Source organism: Mesorhizobium sp. USDA 4775, from assembly GCF_054062655.1.
This window is the reverse complement of the sequence record NZ_JBSSFM010000001.1, coordinates 231,442-258,065: the sequence shown is the minus strand read 5'-3', so window position 1 is coordinate 258,065 and position 26,624 is coordinate 231,442. Positions and strand designations below refer to the sequence as shown.

The 26,624-nt window shown below is 63.1% G+C and carries 26 protein-coding genes and 1 pseudogene; 18 read left to right on the top strand and 9 right to left on the bottom strand.

Annotated elements, in window-relative coordinates:
- Nucleotides 1-15 precede the first annotated feature (15 nt).
- The 7 genes from ACVILI_RS01245 to phoB all read left to right on the top strand — a co-directional run bounded on the left by ACVILI_RS01245 (nucleotide 16) and on the right by phoB (nucleotide 9,915).
- Nucleotides 16-4,188: a PAS domain-containing protein gene (locus ACVILI_RS01245; RefSeq protein WP_457102287.1), complete on the top strand. Its 4,173-nt coding sequence runs from the start codon at nucleotides 16-18 to the stop codon at nucleotides 4,186-4,188.
- Between the two features lie 524 nt (nucleotides 4,189-4,712).
- Nucleotides 4,713-5,768, top strand: coding sequence for a phosphate ABC transporter substrate-binding protein PstS (pstS, locus tag ACVILI_RS01240; protein WP_081295890.1), 1,056 nt, complete (start codon nucleotides 4,713-4,715; stop codon nucleotides 5,766-5,768).
- 66 nt (nucleotides 5,769-5,834) lie between these two features.
- The gene (gene pstC, locus ACVILI_RS01235) at nucleotides 5,835-6,818 is read left to right on the top strand and encodes a phosphate ABC transporter permease subunit PstC (protein ID WP_019861606.1); all 984 of its coding nucleotides are present in this window, start codon (nucleotides 5,835-5,837) and stop codon (nucleotides 6,816-6,818) included.
- A 3-nt stretch (nucleotides 6,819-6,821) separates the two neighbouring features.
- A complete protein-coding gene (pstA, locus tag ACVILI_RS01230) occupies nucleotides 6,822-7,673 on the top strand; it encodes a phosphate ABC transporter permease PstA (protein ID WP_019861605.1) in 852 nt (283 codons plus the stop codon).
- Nucleotides 7,670-8,473: a phosphate ABC transporter ATP-binding protein PstB gene (gene pstB, locus ACVILI_RS01225; RefSeq protein ID WP_020629059.1), complete on the top strand. Its 804-nt coding sequence runs from the start codon at nucleotides 7,670-7,672 to the stop codon at nucleotides 8,471-8,473. Before pstA ends, pstB begins: the two co-directional genes overlap by 4 nt.
- 25 nt (nucleotides 8,474-8,498) lie before the next feature.
- Entirely contained in the window at nucleotides 8,499-9,206 is a 708-nt protein-coding gene (phoU, locus tag ACVILI_RS01220) for a phosphate signaling complex protein PhoU (RefSeq protein WP_010911897.1), read from the top strand.
- Nucleotides 9,207-9,225: 19 nt separating this feature from the next.
- A complete protein-coding gene (gene phoB / locus ACVILI_RS01215; protein ID WP_010911896.1) occupies nucleotides 9,226-9,915 on the top strand; it encodes a phosphate regulon transcriptional regulator PhoB in 690 nt (229 codons plus the stop codon).
- Between the two features lie 12 nt (nucleotides 9,916-9,927).
- On the opposite strand, the gene ACVILI_RS01210 is transcribed toward phoB, so the two are convergent.
- The gene (locus ACVILI_RS01210) at nucleotides 9,928-11,178 is read right to left on the bottom strand and encodes an ROK family protein (RefSeq protein ID WP_038650105.1); all 1,251 of its coding nucleotides are present in this window, start codon (nucleotides 11,176-11,178) and stop codon (nucleotides 9,928-9,930) included.
- Nucleotides 11,179-11,451: 273 nt separating this feature from the next.
- Here ACVILI_RS01210 and xylF point away from each other — a divergent pair, with 273 nt between their 5' ends.
- From xylF to ACVILI_RS01190, 4 genes are all read left to right on the top strand, one after another.
- Nucleotides 11,452-12,492, top strand: a complete 1,041-nt coding sequence (gene xylF, locus ACVILI_RS01205) for a D-xylose ABC transporter substrate-binding protein (protein ID WP_019861602.1) — start codon at nucleotides 11,452-11,454, stop codon at nucleotides 12,490-12,492.
- A 145-nt stretch (nucleotides 12,493-12,637) separates the two neighbouring features.
- Nucleotides 12,638-13,969 carry a sugar ABC transporter permease gene (locus tag ACVILI_RS01200; protein WP_069090310.1) on the top strand — a complete coding sequence of 444 codons (1,332 nt, stop codon included), beginning with the start codon at nucleotides 12,638-12,640 and terminating at the stop codon, nucleotides 13,967-13,969.
- Between the two features lie 13 nt (nucleotides 13,970-13,982).
- Nucleotides 13,983-14,807, top strand: coding sequence for an ATP-binding cassette domain-containing protein (locus ACVILI_RS01195; RefSeq protein ID WP_019861600.1), 825 nt, complete (start codon nucleotides 13,983-13,985; stop codon nucleotides 14,805-14,807).
- 150 nt (nucleotides 14,808-14,957) lie between these two features.
- Nucleotides 14,958-16,598, top strand: a complete 1,641-nt coding sequence (locus ACVILI_RS01190; protein WP_038650101.1) for a CHASE domain-containing protein — start codon at nucleotides 14,958-14,960, stop codon at nucleotides 16,596-16,598.
- 98 nt (nucleotides 16,599-16,696) lie between these two features.
- Here ACVILI_RS01190 and ACVILI_RS01185 read toward each other — a convergent pair whose 3' ends face one another.
- Complete coding sequence (locus tag ACVILI_RS01185; RefSeq protein ID WP_019861598.1) at nucleotides 16,697-16,942, bottom strand: YMGG-like glycine zipper-containing protein; 246 nt, start codon at nucleotides 16,940-16,942, stop codon at nucleotides 16,697-16,699.
- A gap of 83 nt (nucleotides 16,943-17,025) precedes the next feature.
- Nucleotides 17,026-17,352 (bottom strand): hypothetical protein, encoded by a 327-nt coding sequence (locus ACVILI_RS01180; protein WP_027047471.1) that lies wholly within the window; start codon nucleotides 17,350-17,352, stop codon nucleotides 17,026-17,028.
- Between the two features lie 237 nt (nucleotides 17,353-17,589).
- On the opposite strand from ACVILI_RS01180, the gene ACVILI_RS01175 reads away from it, so the two are divergent.
- Nucleotides 17,590-17,880, top strand: a complete 291-nt coding sequence (locus tag ACVILI_RS01175; protein WP_457102286.1) for a hypothetical protein — start codon at nucleotides 17,590-17,592, stop codon at nucleotides 17,878-17,880.
- Between the two features lie 4 nt (nucleotides 17,881-17,884).
- On the opposite strand, the gene ACVILI_RS01170 is transcribed toward ACVILI_RS01175, so the two are convergent.
- The 3 genes from ACVILI_RS01170 to ACVILI_RS01160 all read right to left on the bottom strand — a co-directional run bounded on the left by ACVILI_RS01170 (nucleotide 17,885) and on the right by ACVILI_RS01160 (nucleotide 20,397).
- Nucleotides 17,885-18,919 carry a sensor histidine kinase gene (locus ACVILI_RS01170; protein WP_038650096.1) on the bottom strand — a complete coding sequence of 345 codons (1,035 nt, stop codon included), beginning with the start codon at nucleotides 18,917-18,919 and terminating at the stop codon, nucleotides 17,885-17,887.
- 189 nt (nucleotides 18,920-19,108) lie between these two features.
- Complete coding sequence (locus tag ACVILI_RS01165; protein ID WP_010911886.1) at nucleotides 19,109-19,273, bottom strand: DUF1328 domain-containing protein; 165 nt, start codon at nucleotides 19,271-19,273, stop codon at nucleotides 19,109-19,111.
- 329 nt (nucleotides 19,274-19,602) lie between these two features.
- Nucleotides 19,603-20,397, bottom strand: a complete 795-nt coding sequence (locus ACVILI_RS01160) for a response regulator (RefSeq protein WP_010911885.1) — start codon at nucleotides 20,395-20,397, stop codon at nucleotides 19,603-19,605.
- A 223-nt stretch (nucleotides 20,398-20,620) separates the two neighbouring features.
- Between ACVILI_RS01160 and ACVILI_RS01155 the strand changes: the two genes are divergently transcribed.
- Both ACVILI_RS01155 and ACVILI_RS01150 read left to right on the top strand, forming a co-directional pair.
- Nucleotides 20,621-20,824 (top strand): NepR family anti-sigma factor, encoded by a 204-nt coding sequence (locus ACVILI_RS01155; RefSeq protein WP_019861594.1) that lies wholly within the window; start codon nucleotides 20,621-20,623, stop codon nucleotides 20,822-20,824.
- A 3-nt stretch (nucleotides 20,825-20,827) separates the two neighbouring features.
- Entirely contained in the window at nucleotides 20,828-21,379 is a 552-nt protein-coding gene (locus tag ACVILI_RS01150; RefSeq protein WP_019861593.1) for a sigma-70 family RNA polymerase sigma factor, read from the top strand.
- Nucleotides 21,380-21,411: 32 nt separating this feature from the next.
- Here ACVILI_RS01150 and ACVILI_RS01145 read toward each other — a convergent pair whose 3' ends face one another.
- Nucleotides 21,412-21,732, bottom strand: coding sequence for a response regulator (locus tag ACVILI_RS01145; protein ID WP_051112925.1), 321 nt, complete (start codon nucleotides 21,730-21,732; stop codon nucleotides 21,412-21,414).
- A 208-nt stretch (nucleotides 21,733-21,940) separates the two neighbouring features.
- Here ACVILI_RS01145 and ACVILI_RS01140 point away from each other — a divergent pair, with 208 nt between their 5' ends.
- The 3 genes and pseudogenes from ACVILI_RS01140 (at nucleotide 21,941) to ACVILI_RS01130 (ending at nucleotide 23,724) form a co-directional block, all read left to right on the top strand.
- Nucleotides 21,941-22,702 carry a Crp/Fnr family transcriptional regulator gene (locus tag ACVILI_RS01140; protein ID WP_038650091.1) on the top strand — a complete coding sequence of 254 codons (762 nt, stop codon included), beginning with the start codon at nucleotides 21,941-21,943 and terminating at the stop codon, nucleotides 22,700-22,702.
- 227 nt (nucleotides 22,703-22,929) lie between these two features.
- Nucleotides 22,930-23,257, top strand: a pseudogene (locus ACVILI_RS01135) (DUF883 family protein).
- 8 nt (nucleotides 23,258-23,265) lie between these two features.
- Nucleotides 23,266-23,724: a hypothetical protein gene (locus ACVILI_RS01130; RefSeq protein WP_019861588.1), complete on the top strand. Its 459-nt coding sequence runs from the start codon at nucleotides 23,266-23,268 to the stop codon at nucleotides 23,722-23,724.
- 26 nt (nucleotides 23,725-23,750) lie between these two features.
- On the opposite strand, the gene ACVILI_RS01125 is transcribed toward ACVILI_RS01130, so the two are convergent.
- The gene (locus ACVILI_RS01125; protein WP_038650088.1) at nucleotides 23,751-25,283 is read right to left on the bottom strand and encodes a sensor histidine kinase; all 1,533 of its coding nucleotides are present in this window, start codon (nucleotides 25,281-25,283) and stop codon (nucleotides 23,751-23,753) included.
- A gap of 154 nt (nucleotides 25,284-25,437) precedes the next feature.
- Here ACVILI_RS01125 and ACVILI_RS01120 point away from each other — a divergent pair, with 154 nt between their 5' ends.
- Nucleotides 25,438-25,611, top strand: a complete 174-nt coding sequence (locus ACVILI_RS01120; protein WP_081295889.1) for a hypothetical protein — start codon at nucleotides 25,438-25,440, stop codon at nucleotides 25,609-25,611.
- 29 nt (nucleotides 25,612-25,640) lie between these two features.
- Here the strand turns inward: ACVILI_RS01120 and ACVILI_RS01115 are convergent, their stop codons facing one another.
- Complete coding sequence (locus ACVILI_RS01115) at nucleotides 25,641-26,561, bottom strand: diacylglycerol/lipid kinase family protein (RefSeq protein WP_027047468.1); 921 nt, start codon at nucleotides 26,559-26,561, stop codon at nucleotides 25,641-25,643.
- Between the last annotated feature and the right edge of the window lie 63 nt (nucleotides 26,562-26,624).

The window sequence follows — 26,624 nt, the reverse complement described above, 5'->3', positions numbered from 1 at the left end:
TCGGGTGGGGACAGGATGGCGGAAGCGGACGAAGCAACCGGCGCGCGCGGCAAGCGTAGGCCTGAAAAGCCGGTGCATCGCGGCGACGCGCCGCCATGCGCGGACATGGATTCGCGCGACGCGCTTCGCCAACTGCTCGAGGCAGGCTCGGACTGGGTCTGGGAGACCGACGCCGAACTGCGCTTCTCCTGGCTCTCACCCAGCTACCAGGCGGCCACAGGCATCGATCCGGCCGATGTGCTGGGCCGGTTCCGCTTCGATTTCCTCAACCAGGTCCTGAAGGGTAATCACAGCGCGGCGGCGCATCTGGAGGATCTGCAGGCGCGCCGGCCGTTCCGCGACTTCGTCTATGAACTGAAGGGTGGCGGCGCCGACTGCCGCTGGGTGCTGACGTCAGGCTTCCCACGGTTCGACAACGAAGGAAAATTCGCCGGCTACCGCGGCATAGGCCGCAACGTCACCGCACTGGCCGGCGCCTTCGAAACCATGGAGCAAAACCCGTTGTCGGGCAGCGATCCCGACCGGCATCTTGCCGATCTCGAACGGACGATGGACGCCATGCACATGGGCGTCGTGCTGCTCGATGGCAAGCTCGACACGCTGATCGTCAACAAGGCCTATCGCGACCTGTCTAGCATTCCGGACGGCGCTGTGACCGTTGGCGCTCCGTTCAGCCAGTTGATGGAACTGAACCGCCGCAACGGCATCTATGGCGATATCGACGAACAGCAGTGGCAGCGCTACCTCGCCAGCCGTATCGAGGAGATTCGCGCCGGCTCCGTCGCGCCTCGCGAATTTGTCCATGCCAGCGGCAGGACGATGATGTTCTCGGTGACGGCGCTGTCCGGCGGCAAGCGGCTCTTGACCTACTATGAGGTCACCGAACTAAAGCGTCGCGATGCCGAGATCGAAGGCGCCAACGCCAAAATCGCCGAGACCTTCGTCAATCTCCGCACCATGGTCGATGAGATGCCGATCGGTGTTCTCGTGCTGGATGCCGATATGCGCGCCGAAGTCATCAATCGCGCCTTCTATGACTTCTGGAGGATCGATCCAGGCCGCGCCGGGATCGGCTCGGCCTTTCGCGAACTCATGGAAGCCAGCCGCGCCATTGATCCTTACGGCGCCGATGACGTCGCCTGGCAACGCCATACCGCCGAGCGCGAAGCCGAAATCAGGGCCGGTGTCGCCGGCTCAAGACAATTGCCGCACAATGACGGGCGCACACTTGTCGCATCGCTGGCGCCGCTGCACGGCGGCAAGCGGCTCATCTCCTATGTCGACGTCACCGACATGAAGGGGCGCGAGACCGAGGCACAAGATGCGCGCAAGCACCTCGCCAGCGTGCTGGAATCGCTGCCGGCCGGCGTCATCATCTACGACCGCGACGACAAGTTCGTCTTCGCCAACCGCAAGCTGCAGGACACGCTGCCGGCGCTGAAGCCCTTCTGGCAGCCTGGCTGCAGCTTCCGCGAGGCGTTGGAATTCGGCCAGTCGATCGGCTATTTCCGCTCGAGCGGCGATGCCGAGATCGACAAGCTGTACGGGGTCGAACCCGAACGCTGGCTCGACGGCATACTGGCCCGCTACCACCTGCCGAATTCTTCCTACGAGCGCCTCAATGCCGATGGGCGCTGGTACCAAGTCTATGACATGCGCACCGATGACGGGACGTTCATCGGCGTGCGCGTCGACATCACCGACATCAAGAGCCGCGAGGCGGCGCTGCGCGACTCGATGCGCCAGATCGATCTCTTCCGCCACGTCATGGACGAGTTGCCGGTGGCCGCCTTCATCAAGGCGCAGGACCTGAGCATCGAATTCGTCAACAAGGCCTGGTGCGCGCTGACAGGCATCGCCAAGGAAGACGTCATCGGCCGGACCGACCGTGAGCTGTTCGGCACACAAGACGCGGAAAGCTACAGCAATGACGACACCGAGGTCGTCGTAACCGGCAAGGGCCTCGAGGTCGAAGAGCCCGTCACCCATCGTGACGGCACCGTGCGACAGTTGATGACGCGCAAGAGCCGCCTGGTGGCGACCGACGGATCGGTGCATCTGGTCGGCTCCAGCACCGACATCACCGACGTCAAGGCGCGCGAGAAGGCTCTGGAAGAGAGCATGCGCGAGAACGAGGTGTTCCGCAGCCTGATCGACAATGTACCGGTGTCGATCTACGCCAAGCGTTCCGATCTCAGGCAGTTCTATGTCAACAAGGGCTGGTGCGATCTGACCGGCCTCAGCAGGGAAGACGCGATCGGCAAGACCGACATCGAGATTTTCGGGGAGGACGGCGAGGCTTTCGTGGCCGGCGATCTGGCCGTGCTGCGCACCGGCGACACCCAGGAGGTCGAGGAGACGGTGCGGCTTGCCGACGGCACCGTCAGGCATCAGTTCGCGCGCAAGGGTGCAATGATCGCGTCGGACGGTTCGCTCTACCTGATCGGATCGACCACCGACATCACGGAACTGAAGATGCGCGAGGCGGAGCTCAGCGAGGCGCGCCAGCGTGCCGTGCTCGCCGACCGCGCCAAGTCGGAATTCCTCGCCAATATGAGCCATGAGATCCGCACGCCGATGAACGGTGTGCTGGGCATGGCGGAACTTCTGGCCAAATCCAATCTCGATCCCAAGCAGAAGACGTTCACCGACATCATCGTCAAGTCGGGCAACGCGCTGTTGACCATCATCAACGACATCCTGGATTTTTCCAAGATCGATGCCGGCCAGATGGTGCTCGATCCGGCGCCCTTCAACCTTGCCGAGGCGATCGAGGACGTGGCGACGCTGGTGTCGACACGCGCCAAGGAAAAGGATCTCGAACTCATCGTGCGTGTCGAGCCGAGGCTCGAAAACCTGTTCGTCGGCGATGTCGGCCGCATCCGGCAGATCGTCACCAACCTGGTCGGCAATGCGGTGAAATTCACCGACGAAGGCCATGTGCTGGTCGACGTGACCGGTGAGAGGGTTCCGACCGGAACCAGGCTGACGATCTCGGTCACCGACACCGGGATCGGCATCCCCGAGGAAAAACTGAAGCTGGTGTTCGAAAAATTCAGCCAGGTCGACACCTCCTCGACACGGCGGCATGAGGGCACCGGGCTTGGCCTTGCCATCACCTCACGGCTGGTCGAACTGATGGGCGGCACCATCGGCGTCGAGAGCGCCGAGGGCAAGGGCTCGACCTTCTGGTTCACCGTGACGCTGCCCAGGGCCGGACAGAGCGGGCAGCGCATCATGCCGGTGGACGTGACGGGCGCACGCGTGCTGATCGTCGACGACAATGCCGTCAACCGGGCCATCCTGACCGAGCAGATGACTTCCTGGACGTTCGATTCCTGCGCGGCCGAAAGCGGCGCGGAGGGCCTCAAGGTGCTGATCGCGGCCGCCGCCTATGGCGTGCGTGTGGATTGCGTCGTGCTCGACTACCAGATGCCCGAGATGAGCGGCGCCGAAATGGCGCGCATCGTGCGCAGCACCGAAGGCCTCGCGGACACGCCCATCATCATGCTGACCTCGGTCGACCAGTCGCTCGCCAACACAAGCTACCGCGATCTCGGCATCGATGCCCAGCTGATCAAGCCGGCACGCTCCTCGGTGCTCCTGGAGACGCTGGTGGCGACCATCCAGCGCCATCGCCACGCCACGGACAGCCAGGCCATCCAGCCGCTTGCAGCCGAAAGGCCTGATGCTCCCCAGCCGCAGCCGCTGGCGCTGTCCGAACAACGCGCGCAATTGCAGCCGCCGCCGGTTCGGCCCCGGCTGCCCGCCACTGGCGGTGATGGACACAGGCTGGACATACTGGTGGCCGAGGACAATGAGGTGAACCAGATGGTCTTCACCCAGATCCTTGGCGAGACCGGCCATAGTTTCGAGATCGTCGGCAATGGCCGTAAGGCGCTCGACGCATTCGGCAAGCTCAATCCGTGCATGATCCTGATGGATGTCTCGATGCCGGAGATGAGCGGGCTCGAGGCGACCGCCGCCATCCGCCAGCTGGAGCAGGAAACAGGCATGCATGTGCCGATCGTTGGCGTGACCGCGCATGCGCTCAAGGGCGATCGCGAACGCTGCCTGGAGGCGGGCATGGACGACTATCTGCCCAAGCCGATCAGCCCCAGGGCCCTGCTGGAGAAAGTCGAGCGCTGGCTCGGCGCCGGGCGCCAGGTCCAGCGCAACGCGGGATAGCAGGGCGTCGCCCGGTTCCAAGAGCCAAGCCGAGGGAATCAATCGCGGATTCTGCTGCTACCCCTGCGTGCAATGCCTATGGTGCGATCGCACCATACCAAAGGCAGTGCCGACCCGGGACAATGGCAAAATCGAATTCCGCCCTTGCAGTTACGGGCGGGAGCAGCGACCGCCGGCAACAAACAGCGTCAACCTACCCCAACGGACCTGTTTTTGGCGATGGCCCGGCCATGACACGCTCTGGCCTTGAGCAACGCGCTCCCGTCCGGATTTTCTTCATCCGACAAAGCCCCGTCGAATCCGGCGGCGGCTCCGGCCGGTGGATGGCTCAAGTCCCTGATTCCGGGCGCAAACTCGGATCAGGCCACGGCCATCCGACGCGACTGCTTTTTGCAGTGCCGGCGACGCGTTACCGGGCTGACACGAAACTGTCATGCGACTGTAATAATCCAAGGCTATTGGCCTCAGCGGGCGCTGGTTAGCAGTGGCGCCGAGAGACCATCTTCCGAACAGGAGCAGGCCACATGAGACATTTCATCCGCTCGGCGGCCGTTGCGATCGCAATGGCTACAGCGTCTACCTTCACCCTTTCCGCAGCCGTCGCAGCTGACCTTTCCGGCGCTGGTTCGACCTTCATCTATCCGGTGTTCGCCAAGTGGGCCGACACCTACAAGAAGGACACCGGCATCGGCCTCAACTATCAGTCGATCGGTTCGGGCGGCGGCATCAAGCAGGTCATCGCCAAGACCGTGACCTTCGGCGCCACCGACAAGCCGATGTCCGACGCCGATCTGGAAAAGAACGGCCTCGTGCAGTTCCCGATGGTGATGGGCGGCATCGTGCCGATCGTCAACCTGACCGGCGTCAAGCCGGGCGAACTCGTCCTCGACGGCAAGACGCTCGCCCAGATCTATCTCGGCGCCATCACCACCTGGGACGATGCCGCGATCAAGGCGCTGAACCCCGGCCTCACCCTGCCGTCGACCGCGATCGCCGTCGTGCATCGTTCGGACGGCTCGGGCACCACCTTCAACTTCACCAACTATCTGGTGAAGCTCTCGCCCGACTGGAAGGACAAGGTCGGTTCGGACACCGCCGTCGAATGGCCGACGGGCGTCGGCGCCAAGGGCAGCGAAGGCGTTGCCAACACCGTCAAGCAGACGGACGGCGGCATCGGCTACGTCGAATATGCCTATGCCAAGCAGAACAACCTGTCCTATTCCAAGATGCTGAATGCAGCCGGCAAGGTCGTCGAGCCGTCGCTCGAATCCTTCGGCGCGGCCGCTTCGAATGCGGACTTCAAGGGCGCCAAGAACTTCAACGTCATCATCACCAACGAGCCCGGCGACACCACCTGGCCGATCGCGGCCTCGACCTGGGTCCTGATCCACAAGGCTCCGGATGATGCCGCTGCCACTGGCGAAGCCCTGAAGTTCTTTGCCTGGGCCTACAAGGACGGCAAGGAAACCGCCAAGGCGCTCGACTATGTCTCGATCCCCGACAGCGTCGTCGACCTGATCAAGGCTTCGTGGAAGGCCGACATCCAGGCCGGCGGCAAGCCCGTCTACGTTGGCGAGTAACATCCTCCAAAGGAGCGCCGCGCCCGCGGCGCTCCTTTTCCTTCAACTGAAAGAGCCGAGCTTGACATGAGCGCTGTCCAGGAAGCCTTGCCAGCCGTTAGAAGTTCGCGCGATGCCACCGTTCGACGGTTCGCGCTGACCGACGCAATCTTCCATGCGACAACCCGCGCCGCCGCGATATTGGTGCTGGTTCTGCTCGGCGGCGTTGCGATCTCGCTGTTTGCCGGTTCCTGGCAAGCCCTGTCGACCTTCGGCTTTTCCTTTCTGACCAGCGAAAGCTGGAATCCGGTGACGGAGAAGTTCGGCGCCCTGGCACCGATCTACGGCACCATCATTACCTCGGCCATCGCCATCCTGATCGCCGTGCCGCTCGGTATCGGCATTGCCATCTTCCTCACCGAGCTTTGCCCACGCCCGCTGCGGCGTCCGATCGGCATGGCGGTTGAACTGCTGGCCGGCATCCCTTCGATCATCTACGGCATCTGGGGCCTGTTCGTGCTGGCGCCGTTCCTGCAGACGACGGTGCAGCCCTTCATCATCAGCGTGTTCCACGGCATTCCCGGCCTCAACGGCCTGTTCGCGGGCCCTCCTTATGGCATCGGCCTGCTGACCTCGGCGATGATCCTGGCCATCATGATCCTGCCGTTCATCACCTCGATCACCAAGGACGTCTTCGATACGGTGCCGTCGGTGCTCAAGGAATCGGCCTATGGCATCGGCTGCACGACCTGGGAGGTCACGCGCCGGGTCGTCATTCCCTACACTCGCATCGGCATCATGGGCGGCATCATGCTCGCTCTCGGCCGCGCGCTCGGTGAAACGATGGCGGTGACCTTCGTCATCGGCAACGCGCACCGCATCTCGACGTCGCTGTTTGCGCCGGCAACGACCATCTCGGCGACCATCGCCAACGAATTCACCGAAGCGGTCGGCGATCTCTACACCTCCTCGCTGGTCGCGCTCGGCCTTATCCTGTTCGTTATCACCTTCCTGATCCTTGCCATCGCCCGCTACATGCTGATGCGCATCGACGCCCGCACGGGAGCCTGACCGATGTCGACAGCCGCATCGCTTCACCAAAGCCGCAAGCGCAAGAATGGCGTGATGATGACGCTGTGCGTCATCTCTGCCGGCATAGGCCTTGCCTGGCTGGCGCTGATCCTTGGCGCCTTGCTCTACAAGGGCCTGGCCGGCGTCTCCCTCTCGGTCTTCACGGAGATGACGCCACCGCCCGGCGACGCCGGCGGCCTGCTCAACGCCATCTACGGCAGCATCGTGATGACCATCATCGGCATCATCGTCGGCACGCCGATCGGCGTGCTGGCCGGTACCTATATGGCCGAATATGGCCGCTTCTCGAAGCTCACCACGGTGGTGCGCTTCATCAACGACATCCTGCTGTCGGCGCCGTCGATCATCATCGGCCTGTTCGTCTATGAGCTTATGGTGCGGCCGATGGGCCATTTCTCGGCGATCGCCGGTGCCGTAGCACTCGCCATCCTGGTCATCCCCGTCGTCGTGCGCACCACCGAGGACATGCTCAACCTGGTGCCCAACGCCTTGCGCGAAGCCGGCACCGCGATCGGCGCGCCGCGCTGGGTGGTCATCCGCTCGGTTGCCTATCGCGCCGCGCTTTCGGGCATCGTCACCGGCATATTGCTGGCCATCGCCCGCATCTCCGGCGAGACCGCACCGCTTCTTTTCACGGCGCTGAACAACCAGTTCTGGTCGAGCAATCTCAACGCGCCGATGGCCAGCCTGCCTGTCACCATCTTCCAGTTCGCTCTCAGCCCCTATGAGGAATGGCAGCAGCTGGCCTGGACCGGTGCACTCATAATCACATTGACGGTTCTCGCGCTCAGCATCTTCGCGCGCAGCCTGACCGGACGCAGAGAGGACAAATGAGCCAGATGTTGTCTCCAGACATGACGATCGCCGCCGAGGCGGTGACCAAGGCCAAGATCGAGGTCAAGAACCTCAACTTCTACTACGGCCAGTCGAAGGCGCTGAAGGATATCACGCTGTCGCTGCCCGAGCGCAGCGTCACCGCCTTCATCGGCCCGTCGGGTTGCGGAAAGTCGACGCTGCTGCGCGTCTTCAACCGCATCTACGAGCTTTATCCCAAGCAGACCGCCGAGGGCCAGGTGCTGCTCGACGGCCAGAACATCCTCGACCGTTCGCAGGATCTCAACCTGCTGCGCACCAAGATCGGCATGGTGTTCCAGAAGCCGACGCCGTTCCCGATGTCGATCTACGAGAACATCGCTTTCGGCGTCAGGCTCTACGAGAAGATCAGCAAGGCCGAGATGGACGGCCGTGTCGAGCAGGCGCTCAAGCGCGCGGCGCTGTGGACCGAGGTCAAGGACAAGCTCAATGCCAGCGGCCTCAGCCTGTCGGGCGGCCAGCAGCAGCGGCTGTGCATCGCCCGCACCGTGGCGGTGAAGCCGGAGGTGATCCTGCTCGACGAGCCGGCCTCGGCGCTTGACCCGCTGTCGACCGCCAAGATCGAGGAGCTGATCGACGAGCTGCAGGCCGACTACACGATCGTCATCGTCACCCACAACATGCAGCAGGCGGCGCGCGTCTCGAAGCAGACCGCCTTCATGTATCTGGGCGAACTGGTCGAGTTCGACCGCACCGAGAAGATCTTCACGTCGCCTCGCGAGAAGCGCACGCAAGACTACATCACCGGCCGCTTCGGCTGATCGCACGCATACGAGGACCAGGATCATGGCCGAACACACAGTCGCAGCCTTCGACGAGGATCTCGGACAGATCAGCAGGCTGATCAGCGACATGGGCGACCTCGCCGGCTCGATGGTCGGCGGCGCCACCAAGGCACTGCTGAACTCCGACAATGCTCTCGCTCAGCGCGTCGTCTCCGACGACGCCATCATGGATGCGCGCCAGCGCGAACTCGACGACCGCGCCATCACGCTGATCGCCAAGCGCCAGCCGATGGCCGACGACCTGCGCCATGTCGTCGGCTCGATCCGCATGGCCGGCGACCTCGAACGCATTGGCGACCTTGCCAAGAACATCGCCAAGCGCGTCGGCACTGTCGGCCTCAGCGCCACGCCGCGCGACCTGTCGCATTCCATCGACGCCATGGCGCAGCTGGTGTTGATCCAGGTGCAGGGTGTGATCGAGGAGTATGCGGCGCGCGATGCCGCGGCACTGGCGAAGCTGCGCGCCGACGACGAGCGCATCGACGTCAAATACACCTCCGTCTTCCGCGAATTGCTGACCTATATGATGGAAGACCCGCGCAACATCACGGCTTGCACGCATCTGTTGTTTTGCGCCAAGAATCTCGAACGCATCGGCGACCATGTGACCAACATCGCCGAGAATGCGTACTATGTCCTGACCGGCACGCAACTGCCCGCCAACCGTCCAAAACAGGACGAGACGGCGATGTCGGCGCCGGCGGCCTGAGCGCAGGGGTAATCAATCGATGATCGCACCACGCATCATGGTGGTGGAGGACGAGGAGCCGCTCGGCGTGCTCCTCCGCTACAATCTGGAATCGGAGGGTTACCAGGTCGAGGTGGTGACCCGCGGCGACGAAGCCGAAATCCGCCTGCAGGAGAACGTGCCCGACCTCCTTGTGCTCGACTGGATGGTGCCGGCGGTGTCCGGCATCGAACTCTGCCGGCGCCTGCGAATGCGGCCCGAGACCGAGCGGCTGCCGATCATCATGCTGACCGCCCGGGGCGAGGAAAGCGACCGTGTACGTGGGCTCTCCACCGGCGCCGACGACTATCTGGTCAAGCCGTTCTCGACGCCGGAATTCATGGCCCGCGTCAAGGCGCTGCTGCGCCGCGCCAAGCCGGAAGTGCTGTCCAGCGTGCTCAAGGTCGGCGATATCGTGCTCGACCGTGAATCGCACCGGGTCTACCGCAAGAAGAGCGAGATCCGGCTCGGGCCGACCGAATTCCGCCTGCTCGAATTCATGATGCGGCACCCCGGGCGCGTGTTCTCGCGCAGCCAACTGCTCGACAATGTCTGGGGCGAGACGATCTACATCGACGAGCGCACCGTGGACGTGCATGTCGGCCGGTTGCGCAAGGCGGTCAACAATGGCCGCATGCCGGATGTCATCCGCACCATCCGTGGGGCGGGCTACGCGATCCGCGAGGATTGAGCACGACCTGACTCAGGCGACGTTTTTCTTCGCGGCAGGGCCTGCTTTCGTTTGCACGCCGGGCGCGAAAATCTCCTGGTCGACGAAGGTCAGCGCGCGCATGGCACAGCCTTCGCGGATCAGCGGCAGTTCGTTCGGCTCGGTGTCGAAGGAGATCGATTTCGAGTGCTGGCCGCCGGCGGTCTGGGCGATGGCCTCGCGCAATGCCGGCTCGATCAGGTCGAAGGCAGCGGCGCTGACGCCGACCATGGCGACGGGCGCGGGATCGATCAGCGCAAACAGGCTGCCGAGGCCGTAGCCGAGTGCCTCCCCGGCCTTGCGGTAGGCTTCGCGCTCGGGCCCGTCCCGTTCCCGTGCCGTCGCGGCCAGCGCCCGCATCTGCGCGTCGCTGACATCGGCCACCGGCTCGGTGTCCTCGCTGAGCTGCCTGGCGTTGCGCCAGATGGCGTAATTGCCGGCATAGGCCTCGACACAGCCGCGCCGCCCGCAGCGGCAGAGCGCGCCGCCCGGCCGGTGGATCATGTGGCCGAATTCGCCGCCTGAGGAATGGGTGCCAGTGAACAGCTCGCCCTTCAGCACCAGCCCCATGCCGATGCCGTGCGAAAGCAGGATGGCGATGAAGTCGTCACGGTAGCGCTCGGGATCGCGCCAGCGCAGCGCCACCGCCATCATGTTGCAGTCGTTTTCCATGGTGGCGGGGATACCGAACTCGGCTTCGAGTATGTCGGCGAAGGCGATGTCGGTCTGCGGTGTGATCGGCGACCACAGCATCGCCCGGGCCTCGGTGTCGGTGATGCCCTGGATCGCCAGCGCGATGCGGGCGACGCTGCGTACGTCGATGTCGGGATCCTCGAGGCGCCGCCGCACTATGGCCACGCACTCGCCGATCAGCGCCTCGCGCGACATGGTCAGCGTGTCCAGCCGGCGCTGTTCCTCCGATATCACCTGGCCGGCATAGTCGATGACTGCAACCGATAGGAAATTCAGCGACAGCACCACGGTCATTACAGCCGTGGCCTCCGGATTGAGGCCGAGGCCGACCTGCGGCCTGCCGCGTTTCAGCGCGCCGGCCTCGCTCGGCTTGCCCTCGGCCAGGATGCCTTCACCGATCAGGTCGGAGGAAATCGCCGATATGGTCGAATGGCTGAGGCCGGTGGTCGCTGCGATCTCGGTGCGCGAGGGCCGGCCGGCCCGGCGCACGGCCGCGATCACCATGGCGCGGTTGCGCCGGCGCAGATCGTCGTGGCGGATTCCGACCGACATGTTTTTCACATCCTCCCGGTCGCCGCGGTTCTTCCGGTCCTCCCTCGAACGCTGCCGGCGACACGGTCAAATACTGGCAGAAGCGGCCTGTGCTGTCATTTATTTATTGCGAAGCTCGAAAAAAATTCAGAGGGACATCTAAATCCATCAGAATCGTTGTTGACAGCGTTCCGGTGTTGGATCAGTGTTTTTTCGAGGCTCGAAAAAATAGGGCCTCTGTGCCGGCCTTAGGGCCAGTTTGGTCGCGCCATACGCGGCGCAGGGAGGAATATCATGAAGAGATTCACAGCCGCCATCCTGGCGGGTGTCGCCATGTCGCTGACGCTTGCGTCGGTCGCGCAGGCGAAGGACAAGGTCATCGGCGTTTCGTGGTCCAACTTCCAGGAAGAGCGCTGGAAGACCGACGAGGCCGCCATGAAGAAGGCGATCGAGGCCGCCGGCGACAAATATATTTCCGCCGATGCGCAATCCAATCCCGGCAAGCAGCTTACCGATGTCGAGAGCCTGATCTCGCAGGGCGCCAATTCGCTGATCATCCTGGCCCAGGATGCCTCGGCCATCGGCCCAGCCGTGCAGAAGGCGCTGGACGAAGGCATTCCGGTCGTCGGCTATGACCGCCTGATCGAGAACAAGGACGTCTTCTACCTGACCTTCGACAACAAGGAAGTCGGCCGCTTGCAGGCCAGCGCGGTGTTCAAGGCCAAGCCGGAAGGCAACTATGTCTTCATCAAGGGCTCGGGCGCCGATCCGAACGCCGACTTCCTGTTCGCGGGCTCGATGGAAGTGCTCAAGGCTGCCATCGACAGCGGCAAGATCAAGAATGTCGGCGAGGCCTATACAGACGGCTGGCTCCCCGCCAACGCCCAGAAGAACATGGAGCAGTTCCTGACCGCCAACGACAACAAGGTCGACGCGGTCGTCGCGGCCAATGACGGCACCGCCGGCGGCGTCGTCGCGGCGCTGACGGCGCAGGGTCTTGCCGGCACCGTGCCGGTTTCGGGTCAGGACGGCGACCATGCCGCGCTGAACCGCATCGCGCTTGGCACCCAGACCGTGTCGGTGTGGAAGGACGCGCGCGAACTCGGCAAGAACGCCGCCGAGATCGCCTCGCAGCTGGCCGACGGCAAGAAGATGACCGACATCGCCGGTGTGAAGGACTTCACGACGCCCGGCGGCAACACCGTCAAGTCGCTGTTCCTGACCCCGGTGGCCATCACCAAGGACAATCTCAACGTCGTCATCGACGCCGGCTGGATCAAGAAGGACGAAGTCTGCGCGGGTGTCGCCGCCGGCAGCGTCGCCGCCTGCAACTAAAACGGCGCAATACCGTTCGATATCGACGCCGCGGCCCAAAAGCCGCGGCGTTTCTCAAGGGGCTTCCCGCTTCAAATGACCGCGGAAAGCAAATAGCATCCATGTTCGGTACCCGCGCCAGACGGTAAACCGGTGGGAGGATAGCATGACCGACACGACCTCTAATCAACCGGTCGGCAGCACTACAGCGGACAAGGCGCGTGCATCCGAACTCAGCGCCGTCGGACGGTTCCTCAAGGCTACCGAGCTCGATACGCGCATGCTCGGCATGGTCGGTGCACTGCTGGTCATCTGGGTCGGCATCCATATCCTGTCGGGCGGGCTTTTCCTGACACCGCGCAATCTGTGGAACCTGTCGGTGCAGACCTCGTCGGTCGCGATCATGGCGACCGGCATGGTGCTGGTCATCGTCATGCGCAACATCGACCTCTCGGTTGGATCCGTCGAAGGCGTGATCGGCATGATCATGGGCGTGGCGCAGGCTGAATTCCTCATCCGCGTCGTCGGTTTCCAGCTTGGAAACCCCTGGCTCTGGATCATCGCGCTGGCGGCTGGCGTGGCGCTTGGTCTCCTGATCGGCGCGTTCCAGGGCTTCATCATCGCCTATATGGAGGTTCCGGCCTTCATCGTGACGCTGGGCGGCCTGCTGGTCTGGCGCGGCATGGCATGGCTGATCACCAGCGGGCGCACGGTCGCGCCGCTCGACACGACTTTCCAGCTGATGGGCGGCGGACCACGCGGCTCGATCGGCGCCACCGCCAGCTGGATCGTTGGTGTCGTCGCCTGCGTGGCGGTCGCCTTCATGCTGCTCAACGGCAGGTCGCAGCGCAAGCGGTTCCACTTTCCGCTGCGCCCTGTCTGGGCCGAGACCTTGCTTGGCGTGGTTGCCTGCGCCGCTATCCTTGGCGCCGTCTGGATCGCCAATTCCTATCCATGGCCGATCGGCATCGTGCGCCAGTATGCCCAGCAGAACGGCATTACCGTTCCCGAAGGCGGGCTGTACATCGCGCATGGCATTGCCATACCGGTGCTGATGGCGGTGGCCGTGGGCATCATCATGACCTTCATCACCAAGCGCACGCGTTTCGGCCGCTACGTCTTCGCTATTGGCGGCAATCCGGAGGCGGCCGAACTTGCCGGCATCAACACCCGCTGGGTGACCATGAAGGTGTTCATGATCATGGGCGTGCTGGCGGCGGTCAGCGCGGCGATCTCGTCGGCCCGGCTCAACGCGTCGACCAATGCGCTGGGCACGCTGGACGAGCTTCTGGTCATCGCCGCCGCCGTAATCGGCGGCACGTCGCTCGCCGGCGGTTCCGGCACCGTGATGGGCGCCATGCTGGGCGCGCTTCTGATGCAGTCATTGCAGTCGGGCATGGTGCTGCTCGGCATCGACTCGCCGCTGCAGAGCATCGTCGTCGGCGCCGTGCTGGTCATCGCGGTGTGGCTCGACACCGTCTATCGCAAGCGGGTTTAGGGGAGAAACGATCATGGCCGACAAAATCGCTCCCGCAACTGCCCCCACAACTGCGGCCCCTGGCACGCCGCTGATCGACATGCGCAACATCTCGATCGCCTTTGGCGGCATCCGCGCCGTCGACGATGCCTCGATCGATCTTTTCCCCGGCGAGGTCGTGGCGCTGCTCGGCCATAACGGCGCCGGCAAATCGACGCTGATCAAGATCCTGTCAGGCGCCTACAAGCGCGATGCCGGCCAGATCTTCGTCAATGGCGAGGAGGCTTCGATCTCCAACCCGCGCGACGCCAAGAAATACGGCATCGAGACCATCTACCAGACGCTCGCCTTGGCCGACAACGTCGACGCCGCCGCCAATCTGTTCCTCGGCCGCGAGCTGATGACCGGCTGGGGCACGCTCGACGACGTTGCCATGGAGGCCGAGGCCCGCAAGGTGATGGGCCGGCTCAATCCGCGCTTCCAGCGCTTCAAGGAGCCGGTGATCAAGCTGTCGGGCGGCCAGCGCCAGTCGGTGGCGATCGCGCGCGCGATCCTGTTCAACGCCCGCATCCTGATCATGGACGAGCCGACGGCAGCCCTTGGTCCGCAGGAGACGGCGCAGGTCGGCGAACTGGTCAAACAGCTAAAATCCGATGGTATCGGCATCTTCCTGATCAGCCATGACATCCACGACGTCTTCGAGCTGGCCGACCGGGTCTGCGTGATGAAGAACGGCCAGGTCGTCGGCACCGCGCGCACCACCGATGTAACCCAGGACGAAGTGCTCGGCATGATCATCCTGGGCAAATGTCCTCCGGGCGCCATCCCGGGGCCGGGCGCGCTGAAGATCGCCGCCTGAGGCCTGCCGACCGCCCGAAATGCGCTGATCGGCATGGCCGGTTGCCGCTCACGTGATATGCCAGTGATCGCGATGGCTTGGCCTTGCCATTGTGTTGGCCTGACGACTTGCCCATAAAGGTCCGGTATTGCTCATGGACCGCATCATCCGTTGAAGAAACTTTTTCCAATCGTTGCGTTCATCGCCGTAGCGCTGATCAGCATGACCATGGCGGGGTTCGCCTATTTCGCGACGCAGGAAGCCTCCCGCATCAAGTTCGAAGCGGCGGCCGACGACGCGCTCAACCGGATCGAGAGCCGTATCGATCTGCATTTGTCGCTGCTGCGGTCGACACAGGCCCTGTTCGACGCCCGCAATGGAGATATCTCCCACAGCGAGTTCAAGGCGTTTTTCAACGCGCTGGACATCGACAACAATTTCGCCGGCCTGCGGGGCATCGGATTCCTCAGGCTCGTCAAGACGGGTGACGAGGCGGCGGCCGAACGCGACATCCTGCACGATTTCGGCGCCAGCCATCCGATCTATCCGGAGACGACGCGGCCCTGGCGCACGCCCATCATGCTCTTCGAGCCGCTGGATCCGTCCAACCAGACGGGCATCGGCTACGACATGTTCAGCGAACGAGTGCGGCGCGCGGCGATCGAGCAGGCGATGGCCGACGACAAGCAGCACGCGAGCGGGCTGGTGCAACTGGGCCAGGGCACAGGCGCGACACAGACCTTCCCCGGCTTCCTGGTTTTCGTGCGGCTCAACGTCGAAACCGCGCCAGAGGTCATCAACGCATCGCGATCCTCGACCGCGGGCTTTCTCTATGCGGCCTTCCGGGCGCGGGATCTTTTCCAGATCGCGCTCAGTCGCGCGCCGCTGCTGCCGGTCAACACCGAGATCTATGACGGCGCGGTGAGCGGCGACAATCTCTTGTTCCGGTCGGAGACCCCGCCGGCCTCCGCCTTTGGCGACCGGCTGCTGGTCACCCGCAAGCTCACGGTAGCCGGCCGCCCGTGGACGGTGCTGTTTCGGCCGACCAGCGCCTTCTCGCAGCCGTCGTCGCGCGCCATCCCTGTGATGCTGGGGCTGTTCGGCCTGCTCGCGGCGGGCGCCATCGCGCTGGTGGCGCGCTATCAGGAGCGCGCCTATGAGGCGGCCTCGCGCCTGCACGAGACGACCGAAAAGAGCCTGCTCGAAAAGGACCTGATGCTGCAGGAGATGAAGCATCGCATCAAGAATTCGATCACCCGGGTGCTGGCGATCGCGCGGCAGACGGCGTCGCGGGCGACCGACGTCAACGAGTTTTCGGCGTCTTTTTCGGCCAGGCTGCAGGCGATGGCAGCCTCCCAGGACATGCTGACGCGCTCGCGCTGGCAGAAGGCCGATCTCGCAGACCTCCTGCGCATCGAGCTTGGCCAGGTGTTCGGCAAGGACCTCCCCGAGGGGTTGTTGTCGGGGCCGGAGGTGCTGCTCGACGAGACCACGACGCAGGCGCTTGGCCTGACCTTCCATGAGTTGGCGACCAATGCGCTCAAATATGGCGAAGCCGGCAATTCCGCCAATTCGCTCAGGAGCGACTGGGCGCTCAAAGTCGAGTGGTCGGTGGAAGGGCGCGGGCGGGAGCGGACACTGGCGCTGAACTGGCGGGAGGCCGGGAAGAAAAAAGTCGAGGCGCCGGCCGAGACCGGATTCGGCACCAAGCTGATCGACCTCAACGTCACGCGTGAACTGCGCGGCACGATCAAGCGCGATTTTCAGGCCGACGGTCTGAAGGTGGAAATCAAAATTCCGCTGACAGGCTGAGACGAATATTCAGGCCGACAGCAAATGGCACGCCCATACGTGCAAAATCCGGAGGCCGGCGAACCGGCCTCCGGATCGAAGTTTCGACTATCGCCGAATCAGTTGCAGCGGGCCGTGTAGATCCGGCCGCGATGATCGCGATACTGGCAGTAACCATTGCGCAGGTTGCGCACCAGCAGGCCGGAACCGGCACCGACAGCCGCACCGATCAGCGCGCCCTTGCCGCCGCCGACCAGACCGCCGATACCGGCGCCAATCAAGCCGCCGCCAACCACGTCCTGCTCGGTCGAGGTGCAGCCGCTGAGAGCGGCAACCGCAACCATGGCAATAATCATCTTCCGCATAGAGTCACTCCTCACTTTGTGTCCACACTTTGGTAAGCTCCAGCAGCCATTTAGCATGAAATGACGGCCTTTGCTGCGCGAATTTATTCTTGGCTAAGATAGTCTTTTTCTGGGCGCGCCGCATTCGATGCCATGACAAGGCTGGAAATGGCAAGAGAGGCGTCGAGGCTGCCGTCGGGAAGCACCTTCCAGACGACCTGGTCGTAGTCATCCTCAAGTGCTGGATCGACAGCGAGACATCTGGCGACGATGTGCTGCGCCTGCCCCTGCACGTCGCCCATGGCAAACGGGCGTTCGGCGGTGCATTCGTCGGCGGTTTCGAAAATGCTCACCGGCACCTGCAGCTCACGACAATCGGTCATCGAATTGCTGCAGCCTATGACAAGCAACAATGCAGCGATGTGTTCCATGGCGACATGTCCTCTCGCCTCAACAACGGCCCGTATCGGCCAAAAGTTCCTGAGCGGTCGGGGTGACATGCGAATAATGCCGGCGCTGAACCGGTTAACAGCGCGCACTGTTGCCAGCAGGGGATTCGGTCAGGTCAGCTGGAACATAGCGATCAGGAGAATTGTCGAGGCCGCCGCCAGGACGATGCCCCACAGCAATGTGTGATGCGGCGAGCTAAGCGGTTCCGCGGATGCTTCGTGATCCTGGAATTCGCCCATCGAAACACGGGCAGCCTGTTCAGTCTGTTCATGTCGGCGACCGCCAAGCATTCCTCCCACACCGTGCCGCAACCCAGCGGATTGCAGCGGCATCTGGGAAAGACAGCATCCGCCCCTATGGTGAACAGCCGGTTAAGGATCGTTGATTGCGGCCAGAGCCGGATGATTTCTGGTCGGATCGACCTGAAATCTGAATCCGCCTCTAAATCAAAGAGATGGCGCAAGATCTCTGGGCAAACGGTCTCCCTTTGTCCAGACATCACGCTCTAGTCGTTCACTGCGTCTCGAAATTGCTGTGTGGGACGACAAGACGGTATTCAAGGCGGCCGTCCGCGATGTCGAGGCTTGCGGTTCCGCTCAGGGATGCCGGCACCACCCGCTCCAGCGCGACGCTGCCGAAACGCTTTTGGCTCCCTCGGCCGCCATTGGTTCCTATCGCTTCGGCCCATGTCAGCGAGAGTGTGACCTCGCCAGGGGCGATGATGTCGAGATTGGCGGTCACTTCGACGAATCCATCCGGCCGGGACAGGGCGCCGTAGCTGACCGAGTTGACGGCGAGCTCATGCATCGCCAGGCCGATATGCAGCGCGGCATTGGGATTGAGATAGGGGTTGGCGCCCCGGAGGCGAAGGCTGTGCGATGTGTTCGTCCCATAGCGGCCGACCTGGCTCGTCACCAATTCATGAAGCGCCGCACCTCGCCAGTTGGAAGATGTCACCAGATCCTGGGAGGAGGAGAGCGACTGCAGCCGGCCGCGAAAGCGCGTGAGGAAGTCGCCGATGCCGTCGGAATAGCGACCGGTCTGCGTCGCGATGCTCTGGATGATCGCCAGCAGATTCTTCGAGCGGTGGCTGACCTCGCGCAGCAGCGTCGTCAGCGTCTGTTCGCGCCGCTTCTGCTCGGTCGTCTCGACCATGGTGGTGACGACACCTTGCACGTCGCCGGCGTCGCCGCGGTCGGCATCGACCCAGACCTGGAACCAGCGTACGCCGTTTTCGACAGGAACACTGATCTCAAGGCGCTCCGGGTTGCCGGTGGCGACCACTTCGCGCTTGGCGGTGCTGATGCGGTCGGCCTGCGCCATCGGCAGGATGCCATTGCCGTCGGAGTTGTCTGAAATCCAGGGCGCGCGCATGTTGCGGGCCCAGACGGTTTTCATGTCGCGATCCTGATAGAGGACGGAAATGCCGGCATTGTGCAGTGCGTGAAGAAGAGCCCGGCCAAGCTGCATGCCACTTTCGGCCGGATGCATGGCAATGACTTCGTCGCTCCGTGCGCCTTCCGTCTTATCTGCAGTCCTGGAACGCATCGGTCGATCTGTCCACCCAACTCACGCTGAACGGCTCACTATGAAATGGGTTCCCAAATGAAGTTTCCGAGGAGCCATCCCCCCAAAAACGGTCCGCCGGACGGTCTCCTTTGAAGGATACCGCCCGGCGGTGGCTGGAAACCGTTTGAGGGGTGCGGCTTCCAGTGTTCGCTCGGAGAAGCGTTCGCCTCACGCCCGTCTAAACAGGCCGGCCAGGAGCGAAATGACCAGGAAGGCGAGAAAGATGAAGAACAATATCTGCGCTATGCCGGCGGATGTACCGGCGATGCCGCCGAAACCAAGCGCGCCGGCGATAATCGCCACAACGAGAAATACGAGCGCCCAGTAAAGCATGGTTCATCTCCTTCCGAATGCTGCAGGGAAAACGTGGGTGGGTGCGGTTTGTTCCACCCTTTGCCGAAAAAGGCGATGCTTGCAAACCGTTAGAGCAACTCCAGGAAAAGTGTGAACGATTTTCCCGGGAAAGCGCGTAGCGCGTTCCCTTGGGAATTGCGTCAAAACAACAACTTAGAGCAGCTCGACGTTTCCCTGACACGGTGAACTGCTCGAGGCAAAGCGCCTCGAAATTCGCGACGGATGGGTCCGGTTTGGCAAAAAAACCGCCCGACGCATTCGCATCGGGCGGCCTTTGGGTTTGGCTTTCCCGGCTGGAAAGCAGCGACTTATGCGGCGGCCTTCGCCTGACGATCGAAGAACAGCGCCTGGCTGATCAGTGCCTTGACCATGTCGGGATTGAACGGCTTGGTCACCAGGAAGGCCGGTTCGGGGCGTTCGCCGGTCAGGAGGCGTTCGGGAAAGGCAGTGATGAAGATCACCGGCACAGAGGTTGACGAAAGGATCTCGTTGACCGCCTCGATGCCCGAACTGCCGTCGGCGAGCTGGATGTCGGCCAGCACCATCTTCGGCCGCGTCTTGCCGAACATCGTCACCGCTTCGGCGTGCGTGCGCGCGGTTCCAACGACACGATGGCCGAGGCTCTCGACCATCTCCTCTATGTCCATGGCGATCAGCGGTTCGTCCTCGATGATGAGCACATCGGTCGCCACCTGGCGGGAAATCTCGTTGCTTGCCTGGGCAAGCAGCTCGGAGAATTGCTGGTCGCCGACGTCGAGGATCTCGGCTGCCTCGTCCTCGCTGAAACCCTCGACGGCAACCAGCAGGAAGGCCTGGCGCGGAAGGGGCGCGATGGCGTTGAGATTGGCGGCGGCGCGCTGTTCCCACGCCGATTGGGCCTGCTCCTGCGGCACGCGGATGGCGACGGACGTGAAAAGTTTGGCGAAGACCTTGTACAGAGCGATACGGTCGCTCGATGCATCGGGGAAGATGTCGACATCGGCGATGATGGCCTCAAGCATCGCAGCGACCAGCGCGTCGCCGCTCTCTTGCGATCCCGAGACGGCGCGCGAGAAGCGGCGCAGGAACGGCAGGTGCGGTGCGATGGTAGCGGATAAACTCATGATAAGACGTCTCCCTCAGTATGACGCGATTGCCCGGATTGCAGGTCAAGCTGATTGCAAGCCCCGCTAATACAACGCGGGTTTTCTCAAAAAGTTCCGGCCGATATGGAACGAAAAGCCGATAACGGCGTTTTGCGGTCGGGATGGGCAACCAGACGAGGGAGCCGCTTGCCTTGTGTCGAGTTGAGTATGAGCGGCCTAGTGCTGGGAATATAAGGGCGAAATGAAGGATATGACGAAAGATATTTTGGCTGGCGCCGAGGGCAGGCGCCGGAACGGCGTCGGTGACCCGCTCGGGGCCAACTCCGAAATCGGGCGCAAACTCAAACAATATTATGACGAGCTGGTCTCTGACGATGTGCCGGATCGCTTTGCCCAGCTGCTCAGCCAGCTGGAACAGGCCGAACCCGCACAGAAGAAGGACTGAGCCATGCCAGCGGTCTCCCAAGGTTTCAAGACCGATCTGCTTGGGGCAATCCCGAGCTTGCGGGCCTTTGCCGTGTCGTTGACGCAGAATGCCGACAAGGCCGACGACCTCGTTCAGGAAACGCTGGTCAAGGCCTGGGACAAGCATGAGAGCTTCCAGCCCGGCACCAACCTCAAGGCATGGCTTTTCACCATCCTGCGCAATGAATTCTATTCGCAAATGCGCAAACGCGGCCGCGAAGTGCAGGACAGCGACGGCATCATGACGGCCAGGCTCGCGGTGCATCCGGCCCAGCACGGCCAACTCGATCTCAAGGACTTTCGTGGCGCTCTCGAGCAGTTGCCGGAAGATCAGCGCGAGGCCATCATCCTCATCGGCGCATCGGGCTTTTCTTATGAGGAGGCCGCTGAAATCTGCGGTTGCGCGGTCGGAACGATCAAGAGCCGCGTCAGCAGGGCGCGCACGCGCCTGCAGGAGATTCTCAAGATTTCCGGCGAGGACGAATACGGTCCCGATGCGATCTCGGCCCAGGTCACGGGGACTGCGGCGCATTGACGTGAGATCCGGGTAGCGGACCCGGATCGATCTCACCCCGGAGATCCGCGTCCATAGGCCAGCGCCACCGCTTCGACGAGATCTTCGCCCGAATAAGGCTTGGTGACGAGCTTCACCCCTGGAAAGGATGCCTTGATCTCGTCCGCATCGGAATAGCCGGAGGCAAACACGAAAGGCACGCCTGTCTCACGCAGGCCGGCGGCGAATTCGAGCGTCGAGGTGCCGCCCAGCATCAGATCGACGATGGCCGCGTCGAATTGCGTTGCCACCTTTCGGCCATCGATCTCGGCCAGGTCGCGGGCAACCACCACCTCGCCGGCGCCGTGGTCGCGGCAGAGCTGCTCGACATCCATGGCGATGAGGAATTCGTCCTCGAGGACGAGAATTCGCAATCCGTCAAGCAAATTGGGCACGGTAGTGGCTCCTTGAAACGCCGGGAGTCATGATCGCAATTCGGCGCGCTGTCATTTAAAAAAGACATGGCCCTAGCGCGGAACTCCGATCCTGGCAAAACGTTTTAGACATACCTGCTGACCGGCAGGCTTTCGAAGAGGGGTCGAAATGCCAGGCCAAAATGGGCGCTCCCTATCCAGTCGACAATATCCTTGCGAGAAGTGCCCTTTGCGGCCATTGCCGGTTTTCCGCGAGTTCGAAAAGCAGGAGTTGGCCTTCATCAGTACCTTCAAGAAAGGGGAACTGGCGGTCGACAAGGGCGCCACGGTCATCGTGGAAGGAAGCCACAGCGCTCATCTCTACACGGTACTGACCGGCTGGGCGTTCCGTTACAAGCTGTTGCCGGACGGTCGCCGGCAGATCCTCAACTATCTCATGCCCGGCGATCTCATCGGCCTGCAAGGCAGCGTCATGGGGGAAATGCAGCATTCCGTCGAGGCCCTGTCGCCAATGCTGCTTTGCGTCTTCGAGCGCGACAGTCTGCATGAACTCTACCGCAACCATCCTGGTCTCGCCTACGACATCACCTGGATCGCGTCACGCGAGGAACGCATGCTGGACGAGAACCTGCTCAGTGTCGGCCGCCGCAGCGCGATCGAGCGCGCCGCCTATCTAATTGCCTTCATCGGCAGCCGTGCCAAGGTCGTGGGGCTGAACGGCAAGCAATCCATCCAAATTCCGATCACGCAACAACATATCGCCGACACGCTCGGCCTTTCGCTGGTTCACACCAACAAGACGATCCGCAAGCTGATGGATCGCAAGCTGATTCTCTGGCGCGATGGTGGTTGCGAGGTGGTCGATGCGGAAGGGCTCAAGCAACTCGCCGGCTGGGAAGGGCTGGGCGAGGGGCGTCGCCCGCTGATCTGAGACGCGTTTCTGGCCATGGATTGGCGATTGGTGCGCATGCGCACGTTTTCGGCTAGAGCAGTTCACTGTTTCACGGAAATAGCGAACTGCTCTATCTCTATGTTTTGACGCAACTCCGGACGGAAAACCGTTTCACACTTTTCCTAGAGTTGCTCTAGTTTGTCCCAATGCCGGAACCTTGAGGCGCAAGGCGCGTTTGAAATCGAGCAATCACAAGGAGTTAAGCAATGGCAACCGCCGCAGGAAAGAGCGCCAACGAGGCGCGGGCGAATTCGGACCTCGAAGCCGACATCAGGCAGTTGAAGGCGGATATCGACAAGCTCACCAAGCAGTTGGCCAAAACCGGCGAACACGGCTATGGCACTGCCCGCCCGCGCGGCCACCGAGGGCGTTGAGCAATTGCGCGCGCAGGGCGAAGCGGCCTTCGACAGCCTGCGCGGCAGTGCCAAGGACATCGAGGCGCAGTTGCTGGCAAATGTCCGCGAGAAGCCGGTGACGTCGCTGGCGATCGCCGCCGGCGTCGGCTTCCTCTTCGCGCTGCTCGCACGTCGCTAGTTCCCCAAATGGGACTGTTGGCATCCCTGCTCTCGGGTTTCGCCTCGGGTGAAACCGTGGCCGCCATACGTCGCGCACGTACGGCGGCCATCGTCTATGCGATTGCCGCTTTGGCGGCATTGTGCGGTCTCGGCTTCCTGGTCGGGGCAGGCTATATCTGGGCCGCCGTCCGCTATGGATCGTTCGCCGCCGCGCTTGGCTTCGGTGTCGGTTTTCTGGTGATCGCCGGGCTCGTTCTCCTGGTCCATCGTTTGATGTCGGGCGCCCGTGCCCGCCGCGAGGCAAGGCGGCGCAGTGCCGACATGAAGGCGATCGGCATCACGGCCGCCCTCGCCGTGCTGCCGACCTTGCTCAAGGGAAAAGGTGGCCTCGGTGTCATTCTAGGGCCGGCCCTGGCGCTCGCCGCCTATGCCATCTACCGCGAGAACGTGAAGCCCGACGATCCGGATGATGGGGAGGGGAAATAACGCCCCGGCCTGGGATCAAAGATCCGTCACTTGGACAGATCTTCCAGCGGCATCGATATTTCGGCGAACACGCCTTCCGGCCGGAATTCATGGGTCACTTCGCTTGAAATGACCTTGGCCAGGCTGCGGCGGATGAGGATCGAGCCGAAGCCGTGGCGCTCCGGCGGGGCGACTGCAGGGCCGCCGCTTTCGCGCCAAGTCAGCACCAGGCGGCGGTTGCCCTTCCTGCCTTGTGTCTTCCAGCCGAGATCGACCTTGCCCGATGCAATCGACAGCGATCCATGTTGCAGCGCGTTGTTGGCCAGTTCGTGCAGGATAAGCCCGAGCCCGACGGCCTGGTCCGGCGACAGCAAGAGATCGGCGCCGGAGACCGTGATACGCGGCTGGTCGGCGGTGTCGAACGGCCTGATCTCGATCTGGACGAGTTCGCGGATGCCGATGCCGCGCCACTCGCGGTCGGACAAAAGGTTGTGGGCGATGCCCAGCGCCTGAAGCCGGGCGCCGAAGGCATCGAGGAATTCGCTGGGCTGGCGGGCATGACGCACGGTCTGCGTCGCCAGCGCCTGGACGGTCGCCAGCGTGTTCTTGACGCGATGGTTAAGCTCGCGCAGCAGAAGCCGCTGCCGCTCCTCGCCGAGCTTGCGTTCGGAGATGTCGTAGTTGACGCCGAAGATCAGCGTCGGCTTGCCATCGCCGTCGCGCTCGATGACGCGGCCGCGCGTGGCCACCCAGCGCGGCGGATGAAAGCCCTTCACCCGGTATTCGCCGAAATAGTCGTCGCTGCCGGACAGGGCATCGCGAAAGCGGGTTTCGGTCTGGTAGACATCGCGCGGGTCGATGGCGGTCAGGATGTCGCGCGCTCGCAGCCGGGTGGAGCGCGGCAGGTTGAACAGTTCCGATAGCCGGACATCGCATTCGATCATGTCGGTGCGGATGTCCCATGCCCAGCTGGCGAGCGAAGCCGCGTCGAGCGCGATGGCGCGCCGCTTTTCCTCGCGCGCCAGGGCCGCTTCGGCAATGGCGCCGCTGCGGGTGGCGTCCTTCAAGGTGAACAGGCTGGCGGCGAGGCCGGCCAGCGTCTTCAACTGGTCGAGCTTGGCCCCGGAAGGATAGGCGTGCGGTTTGCGGTCGAGCACGCACAGCGTGCCGATCCTGGCGCCTGCCACCACCATCGGCGCGCCGGCATAAAAGCGCACATGATGTTTGCCGGTGACCAGCGGGTTGGTTCTGAAGCGCGGGTCCGTCGTTGCGTCCGTCACCACCATGGGCTCGTCGCCGGCGGCGATGGCATGGGCGCAGAAAGAGATGCCGGTCGCGGTTTCGGTCTCGTCGAGGCCAAAACACGACTTGAACCATTGCCGCTCGATGTCGACGAGTGTGACAAGGGCGGTGGGCGCCTGCATCACGGCCGCGGCAAGGCTGGTGATGCGGTCGAAATCCGGGTCAGCCGCCGTATCGAGCATCTCCAGCCCGTGCAGCACGGCCAGCCGGTCTTCGGCATTGACCGCCAGCGCCACCTCGGCCGGCAGGCTCGCTCGTATTTCTACCTTGTTATCCACCCCAAACCCCAAATGCCCATGCCGGTCTTCGCCGTCCTGCCGACGCACCGGCCCGTGACAAGCTTGCCTCCCGGAACCATCCTAGCGAGGAACCGTTACCCGACCGTGATTTGCCGAGTGCGCCGACGGGCGCAAAACGAAACAGGGACCGGCCATGACCAAGATCATTCCCGAGGACAAAGCGCGGCAGGGGCGGTGGGGCTGGCATGGCCTGCGCATCTTGATCGCCGGGCTGCTTCTGGCCTTTGCGGCCTGGGGCATCGCCGAAATCTATGGTGAGGTGGTCAAGACACCGGCGACGCAGCAAGGAAGCGCGCCGGGCGGCTAGATTTTCGGCCGTCATGGTTGGAGATTGCATCAGGCGGCCTTTGCCTCGGCGATGCTGGCCGGCACCAGGACATTCAGCGCGCCGGGCTGGATTTCGATCGTCGTCTCACGCTCGAGCCTGACCAGTTCGCCATCCATGACGGCGCGGAACTTTCTGCTGCCGGAATGGATTTTCAGGACGGTGCGGTCAGCCTGGTGAATCTCGACATGTTCGTTGTCGCGCCATTTGCCGCGCGCCACGTTGAATAGGAATTTCATCAGTTCGGCGCGCTGTTGCGCCACCGTGACGTAGATGCCGAGCACGCCGCCCGAAGGATTGTCCGCATAGGGCAGATGGCCTTCACCGAACAGATTGTTGGTGACGCCGATGCCTGAGATGCGCGCCGTCATCTCGGCCTTGCCGATAGCGAGCGTGACGTTCATCGCCGGCGGGTTCTTGATTGTCGCCCATGCCGCCTTGGCCGAAGCGCCGATCTTGCCCAGGCGCGAGCCGAATTCCATTCCCTGACGCAGTTGCACCATCTTCGCATGCATGCCGATCGAGAATTGATGAACGAAGGGACGGCCATTGGCGGTGGCCATGTCGACGGCGATGATCTCACCGTCGGCGAAGGATTTCAGCGCGGCATCGAGCGACTGCGGAATGCCGAGGCCACGCGCGAACAAGTTCATGGTGCCGGCCGGCAAGATGGCAAGCGCCTTTTTCTTGCCCATCAGTCTCGCGGCCGCCGCTGAAATGGTTCCGTCACCGCCACCCGCCAGCACGACATCGACGGCGCGGCGCGAGGCGGCGCTGTCGAGGCTCTCCACGACGTCCTTGCCGGCAACCACTTCGATACTCAGCGAATGGCCTGCCGTTTCCAGCGTCTGGCGCATCCTGTCGGAGAAGGCGGCGAGGTCGGTGGTGCGCAAGGTGCCGCCATCCCGGTTCAGCACCGCTGCAAATTTCATGCCCCGCTCCGTTATGTCAGTCCTAAACGGGCCAGGACGAACCCAGCCGCAGGCTGAAACGTG